The following is a 6,412-nucleotide window of genomic DNA, read 5'->3' as shown; positions in this document are numbered from 1 at the left end:
TGGCGCACTTCGCGTACGACGACGAGGAGACCTGCATCGGCGAGGTGCGCTACCTCCTGTCGATGCTGCCGCAGAACAACCGCGAGAACCCGCCGACCACGGCCTCCGAGGACCCGGCGGACCGCCGCTCGGACGTCCTGCTCGACCTGGTGCCGGCGGACGGCAACCGTCCGTACGACATGCACAAGGTGATCGAGGAGCTCGTCGACGACGGCGACTACCTGGAGATCCACGAGCGTTGGGCCCGCAACATCATCTGCGCGCTGGCCCGCCTGGACGGTCAGGTCGTGGGCATCGTCGCCAACCAGCCGCAGTCGCTTGCGGGCGTGCTGGACATCGAGGCGAGCGAGAAGGCCGCCCGTTTCGTCCAGATGTGCGATGCTTTCAATATCCCCATCATCACCCTTTTGGACGTACCCGGCTTCCTCCCCGGCGTTGACCAGGAGCACGGTGGAATCATCCGGCACGGCGCGAAGCTGCTGTACGCGTACTGCAACGCGACCGTGCCCCGGATCAGCCTGATCCTGCGCAAGGCGTACGGCGGCGCGTACATCGTCATGGACTCCCAGTCCATCGGCGCCGACCTGACGTACGCCTGGCCCACGAACGAGATCGCGGTGATGGGCGCCGAAGGCGCCGCCAACGTCATCTTCCGCAAGCAGATCGCGGAGGCCGAGGACTCGGAGGCCATGCGGGCGCGCATGGTCAAGGAGTACAAGGCCGAGCTGATGCACCCGTACTACGCCGCGGAGCGCGGTCTGGTCGACGACGTGATCGACCCCGCGGAGACGCGGGAGGTCCTCATCAGGTCCCTCGCCATGCTCCGCACCAAGCACGCCGACCTGCCGTCCCGCAAGCACGGCAACCCGCCTCAGTAAGAGGAGCCACAGACGTGACCACGCCTGCCACAGCCAACCTTCTCCGAGTCGAGAAGGGCCACGCCGACCCCGAGGAGCTGGCCGCCATCACCGCGGTCCTCCTGGCCCGCGCGGCGGCCCAGCCCGCCGACGACGCCTCGACCCCCCACCACGGCCGCTCCACGGCCGGCTGGCGCCGCCTGGAGCGCCAGTCGGGCTTCCGCCCCTCCCACTCCTGGCAGGGCTGACCCCAGCCGCACCGAAGGCCCCCGCTCCGACACGGAGCGGGGGCCTTCGGCATGCGTGCCCCGAGGTTCTCCCCGTACAGCGAAAAGGGCCCGCCCGCACCGGATCGGTGCGGGCGGGCCCTCTCGTACGGGCAGTGCGGCGGAGACCTACCGCAGGCGGGCCATCAGAGCGTGCTCGACCAGGGTGATGAGCGCGCTCTTGGCGTCCGCGCGGTGGCGGGCGTCCGTCGTGATGATCGGCGTGTCCGGGCCGATCTGGAGGGCCTCGCGGACCTCCTCCGGGTTGTACGGCTGGTGACCGTCGAACCCGTTCAGGGCGATGACGAACGGCAGGCCGCTGTTCTCGAAGTAGTCGACCGCGGGGAAGCAGTCGGCGAGACGGCGGGTGTCCACGAGCACGACGGCGCCGATGGCGCCGCGGACCAGGTCGTCCCACATGAACCAGAAGCGGTCCTGACCGGGCGTACCGAAGAGGTACAGGATCAGGTCCTGGTCCAGGGTGATACGTCCGAAGTCCATCGCGACAGTCGTCGTCGTCTTGTCGCCGGTGTGCGTGAGGTCGTCGATGCCCGCGGACGCAGACGTCATGACGGCCTCGGTACGCAGCGGGTTGATCTCCGAGACGGCGCCGACGAACGTGGTCTTGCCCACGCCGAAGCCACCCGCCACCACGATCTTCGCGCTGGTGGTTGAACGGGCCGCGCCGCCGCTAGAGCTTGCGAAGTCCACTGAGCACCCTTTCGAGCAGTGTCACGTCTGGCTGACCGCCGGCGGCCTCGTCGCCGCCGGGCTGGTGGATGGCGACAAGTCCGGCCTCGGCCAGGTCGGCGACGAGAATCCGGGCAACGCCGAGAGGAATGGAGAGTAGTGCCGAGATCTCGGCCACCGACTTGATCTCGAAGCACAGCTGGCAGATCCGCTGGTGCTCGGGCAACTGCCCCTGCAGCCGTGACGGATCGGCCGTCGTACTGACCAGCGCCTCGATGGCGAGCTGGTAACGCGGCCGGGTCCGGCCGCCGGTCATGGCGTACGGGCGCACGAGCGGGTTGTTGCTCCCGCCCTGCCTTCCCGCACCACGCGGACCGCCCGCACCCGCGCTCCGCTGGGCGGCGGGGCCGCCCACGGGCGCCGACGGCGCCTGCGGGGTCTGATAGGGCTGCTGTGCGCCCTGTCTGCTCGGGGCAGAGGGGAAGTTGAACCGGTTCTGCGCGGCTTCTCCCTGTGCGTGCGCGTCAAAACCGTTGTACGGGTGTCCGCCCGGGGGTGTCCCCACGTCTCCTCCTCCGACTGCCTCGCGGTCCATGTCCCTGTGGAGCCGCGCCACCGCACCTTACGGTGCGGTGGCGTGAAACGCACTGTCTGTCTGTTAGTTGAGAAGACTTCCCTGAAGTTCCGCCCGGAGGTCAGGCGTCAGGACACTGCCCGCACGGTCGACGAGCAGAGCCATCTCATAGCCCACGAGACCGATGTCGGCCTCGGGGTGCGCGAGTACGGCCAGCGAGGAGCCGTCCGAGATCGACATGATGAAGAGGAAGCCGCGCTCCATCTCCACGACGGTCTGGTTGACCGCACCGCCCTCGAAGATCCGGGACGCGCCCGCGGTCAGCGAGGTCAGTCCGGAGGCGACGGCCGCCAGCTGGTCGGCTCGGTCCCGGGGGAACCCCTCGGACATCGCCAGCAGGAGTCCGTCGGCGGAGACCACCACCGTGTGGGACACCCCGGGGGTGTTGTCCACGAAGTTGGTGATCAACCAGTTCAGATTCTGCGCCGCCTGGCTCATGCTCACACTAACGCTCCTGGTTGTAGGTACTGCCCGGGCCGAGGCCCGATCCGTTCGTGTCCGTTCCCGCGGTCCGTCCCTGCTGGACACCGCGGCGCAGGTTGCTCAACCTGCCCCGCACGTCCTCAGGAGCGCGGGAGACCTGGGGGCCGCCCTGAGGGGTCTGCTCCGCCGTGCCCTCGACCAGATTGGCCTTGGGGACCCGCTTCGGAAGACCGGAGGAGGTGACCCCGCCCGCCTTCGGGTCGCGGAGCTTCTCGGCCCGCTGCCAGCGCTCGTCGTTGGTCGAGCGCCACTCTTCGGTGCCTTCGGCCTGGTTCTGCTGCGCCGGAACCGCCTGCTGGACCGGCTGCTGGGCCGTCCGCGTCGGCAGGGGCTGCTGCGCGGGCTGCGAGGCCAGCGGAGCGCTGCTGCCACGACGCGGCAGACCGGCGTCGGTCATCGCGTGGCCGGCGTCCGGGGTGGGGTTCGGAGTCGCACCCGGACGGTCGAAGCCTACGCGCTCAGGAGCCGCTTCGGGAGCGCTGGGGGCAGATTCCGATTCCGTTCCGTACGGCTGCTCGTAGCCGCCCTGGTACGCGCCCTGATCCTGCCACTCGCCCTGCTGTGCCTGGGGATCGTAGGAGTTGTCGTACGCGACCTGGCCGTTGTCCTGGGCCGGGTAGCCGGATTCCGCATAGGACTGCTCGGGGTAGCCGCCCGTGGGCTGCGCATAGCCGTCGTAGCTCTGCTCCGGGTAGGCGTAGCCGTCGTGCTGACCGGCCTGCTGCTGCCCGTACTCGGCGTACTCCTGCTGCCCGTACTGCTGCTCCTGCGCGTACTCCTGCTCGCGCTCGTGCTGCACGTAGCCCTGCTGCGAGGCGTCGATCTCGTCGCGGAACAGCGGACGCTCGCCGCCCTGGGCCTGCGACTCCAGGGCCGCCCTGCGCTCCTCGCGCATCAGCGAACGGTTCACCGGGTCGAGCTGGCGGTCGTCCGCCGGCTGCTCGTAGCGGGAGTCGTCGAAGCCGAGCTCCGCCGCCGTCCGCATCTGCGGCTGCGCGGGCTCGAAGGCGTGCTGCTGCTGTTGCGGGATGATCTGCGAGACCGTGAAGTCGTTCTCGGGGAGCTGCTCGCCACCACCACCGTGGGTGATCGCGTCGGGCAGCATGACCAGCGAGGTCGTACCGGCCTGCTCGCCCGAGGGGCGGAGCTGGACGCGGACGCCGTGCCGGTCGGCCAGCCGGCCGACCACGAACAGGCCCATGCGCTGCGAGACGGCGGCGTCCACGGTCGGCGGGTTGGCCAGCTTGTGGTTGATGTCCGCGAAGTCCTCGGCGGTGAGGCCGATGCCCTTGTCGTGGATCTCGACCATCACGCGGCCGTCGGGCAGTCGGGTCGCGGTGACGCGGACCTTGGTCTGCGGGGAGGAGAACGTGGTGGCGTTCTCCAGGAGCTCGGCGAGCAGGTGCACGAGGTCGGTCACGGCCTGACCGTGGATCTCGGCCTCCGGGACACCGGCGAGCTCGATGCGCTCGTACTGCTCCACCTCGGAGGAGGCGGCGCGCATGACGTCGACCAGCGGCACCGGCTGGTCCCAGCGGCGGCCCGGCTCCTCGCCGGCGAGGACGAGGAGGTTCTCGCCGTTGCGGCGCATACGGGTCGCCAGGTGGTCCAGCTTGAAGAGGTTCTCCAGCTGGTCCGGGTCGGCCTCGTTGTTCTCCAGGTCGGTGATGAGGGTCAGCTGGCCCTCGATCAGCGACTGGTTGCGGCGCGAGAGGTTGGTGAAGATCGCGTTGACGTTGCCCCGCAGCATGGCCTGCTCGGCGGCGAGCCGGACGGCCTCGCGGTGGACCTGGTCGAAGGCGCGGGCGATCTCGCCGATCTCGTCCTGGGTGTCGATCGGGATCGGCTGGACACGGGTGTCCACGCGGCCCGGCTCGGTCCGGGAGAGCTGGTCGACGAGCATCGGCAGGCGCTGCTCGGCGACGGCGAAGGCGGCGGTGCGCAGCTCGCGCATCGAGCGGCTCATCTGGCGGGCCATCATCCCGGCGATGATGAAGGCGGCGAGCAGCGCGATGACGGTGATGCCACCGGTGACGTAGGCGTCGGTCTGGGCGTCCGAGGAGATGTCGGCCGCCTCGGTCACGGCCTTGTCGACGAGCTCCTTCTCGACCTCGGTGTAGCCGTCGAACTTGCCGGTGGCCACGGCCATCCAGGTCTCGGGCGTGATGCCCTTCTTCTGGAGGTCCTCGATCGCGTCGGCGTCCTTGGCGGAGCCGATCTCCTTGGCCATCCCGGTGAAGACGGAGCCGTCGGGGCCCTTGGGCAGCGTGATTCCGGCCGCCTCCATCTTCTTGGCGCCCTCGGCGGCCTTGCCCGCCATGACCTCCTTCAGCCGGTCCACGTCCGCCTGCGTACCGCCGGAGTTGTACTCGCCGAGGGCGATCTGCTCCAGGTAGTTGTACGAGTTGAACGCCACCGACTGCTGGGCGAAGACGTCGCCCTTCTGGCTGGGGCGGACGAGGAGCTGGGTGCCGATCGAGCGCTGCAGCGACGCGGCGCCCTTGGCGAGCTGGACGGCGTAGAGCGTGCGGCCATAGGAGGTGACGTTGGTCGTTCCGAGACCGAGCTCGTTGGAGAACTCCATCAGGTAGTGCTGGACGCCGGTGTACCCGAGCTGGGTGTTCACGGGGTCCAGGGCCCGCGTGTACGCGGCCTGGCGGAGCTTCTCGAGCTTGGGTATCTCGTCCTGGAACAGCTTCAGGCGGCGCTCGAGGCCCTCGCCCTCCGGCATGTCCTTGATGGCCTCGTCGAACTTGACCTTGGCGGCGTCGGTGGCGGCGTACGCCTGGGCCACCTCGTCGCTCTTGCGGTCCTCGGCGGACTTCGCGGTCAGCAGGGGAGCGGCGGTCAGGTCGCGCTCGTTGAGCAGCGCCTGGCTGTACTCCGAGGCGGCGCGCACGATGAGCGCCGTCTTCTCGGCGTTCTGCGCCTCCTGCCAGGTGTTGATCGCCCCGTTCACCTGGAAGCCGCCCATGACGAGGCCGACCAGCACGGGTATGAGCAGGATCGCGTTCAGCCTGGTCGGTACCCGCCAGTTACGGGGGGACAGCTTGCTGGAGCTCCCCTTGCTACCGACGGCAGCAGGCGTCGCGGGCACCTCCGCGGGCGGCGCCACCATGCGCGCCGGCGGCGTGAAGTTGCCTCGCGCCTGCTGCTCCGCGGAGCTTTCCTTGCTTCGCCTCACTCGACCAACAACCTCTCGGCGTCGGCACCTACGTTGTGCCGGTGTTTCGTTCAGGGCCGTACTACTCGGGAGTTCATGAATTGCAGCACGTGAAGGGGGTCCCCTCCAAACAGTGCTGAGCTTCGGTTTTCGTCGCTCCAACCCCCAGATAAAACGGGCATAAAGAACGAGCCCCGCCAAAAGGCGGGGCTCATGTGAGCGCAGCGGTACCGATCGGATGCGTCGGGTGTCCGTCGCGGTGCAATTCTCTGTCGAAACGTTATGAACCCGGGGGCGGACCGTGGCAAAGGACACAGGC

6 protein-coding genes are annotated in these 6,412 nt (G+C 69.1%); 2 read left to right on the top strand and 4 right to left on the bottom strand.

Annotated elements, in window-relative coordinates:
- Nucleotides 1-878: acyl-CoA carboxylase subunit beta (locus tag ACZ3OF_RS31665; protein WP_467308194.1), on the top strand; the 878-nt coding region annotated here is incomplete at its 5' end.
- A 14-nt stretch (nucleotides 879-892) separates the two neighbouring features.
- Entirely contained in the window at nucleotides 893-1,105 is a 213-nt protein-coding gene (locus ACZ3OF_RS31660) for an acyl-CoA carboxylase subunit epsilon (protein ID WP_361681715.1), read from the top strand.
- Between the two features lie 147 nt (nucleotides 1,106-1,252).
- On the opposite strand, the gene ACZ3OF_RS31655 is transcribed toward ACZ3OF_RS31660, so the two are convergent.
- The 4 genes from ACZ3OF_RS31655 to ACZ3OF_RS31640 all read right to left on the bottom strand — a co-directional run bounded on the left by ACZ3OF_RS31655 (nucleotide 1,253) and on the right by ACZ3OF_RS31640 (nucleotide 6,114).
- Nucleotides 1,253-1,834, bottom strand: coding sequence for a GTP-binding protein (locus ACZ3OF_RS31655; RefSeq protein WP_050791473.1), 582 nt, complete (start codon nucleotides 1,832-1,834; stop codon nucleotides 1,253-1,255).
- Nucleotides 1,815-2,378 (bottom strand): DUF742 domain-containing protein, encoded by a 564-nt coding sequence (locus ACZ3OF_RS31650; protein WP_361681712.1) that lies wholly within the window; start codon nucleotides 2,376-2,378, stop codon nucleotides 1,815-1,817. Before ACZ3OF_RS31650 ends, ACZ3OF_RS31655 begins: the two co-directional genes overlap by 20 nt.
- 93 nt (nucleotides 2,379-2,471) lie before the next feature.
- On the bottom strand, nucleotides 2,472-2,885 hold the full coding sequence (locus ACZ3OF_RS31645; RefSeq protein ID WP_005311461.1) for a roadblock/LC7 domain-containing protein: 414 nt from the start codon (nucleotides 2,883-2,885) through the stop codon (nucleotides 2,472-2,474).
- A gap of 7 nt (nucleotides 2,886-2,892) precedes the next feature.
- A complete protein-coding gene (locus ACZ3OF_RS31640; RefSeq protein WP_467308190.1) occupies nucleotides 2,893-6,114 on the bottom strand; it encodes a nitrate- and nitrite sensing domain-containing protein in 3,222 nt (1,073 codons plus the stop codon).
- Between the last annotated feature and the right edge of the window lie 298 nt (nucleotides 6,115-6,412).

The sequence above is a fragment of the Streptomyces sp. NPDC022552 genome (genome assembly GCF_055561875.1).
This window is presented reverse-complemented; position numbering and strand designations above follow the sequence as displayed.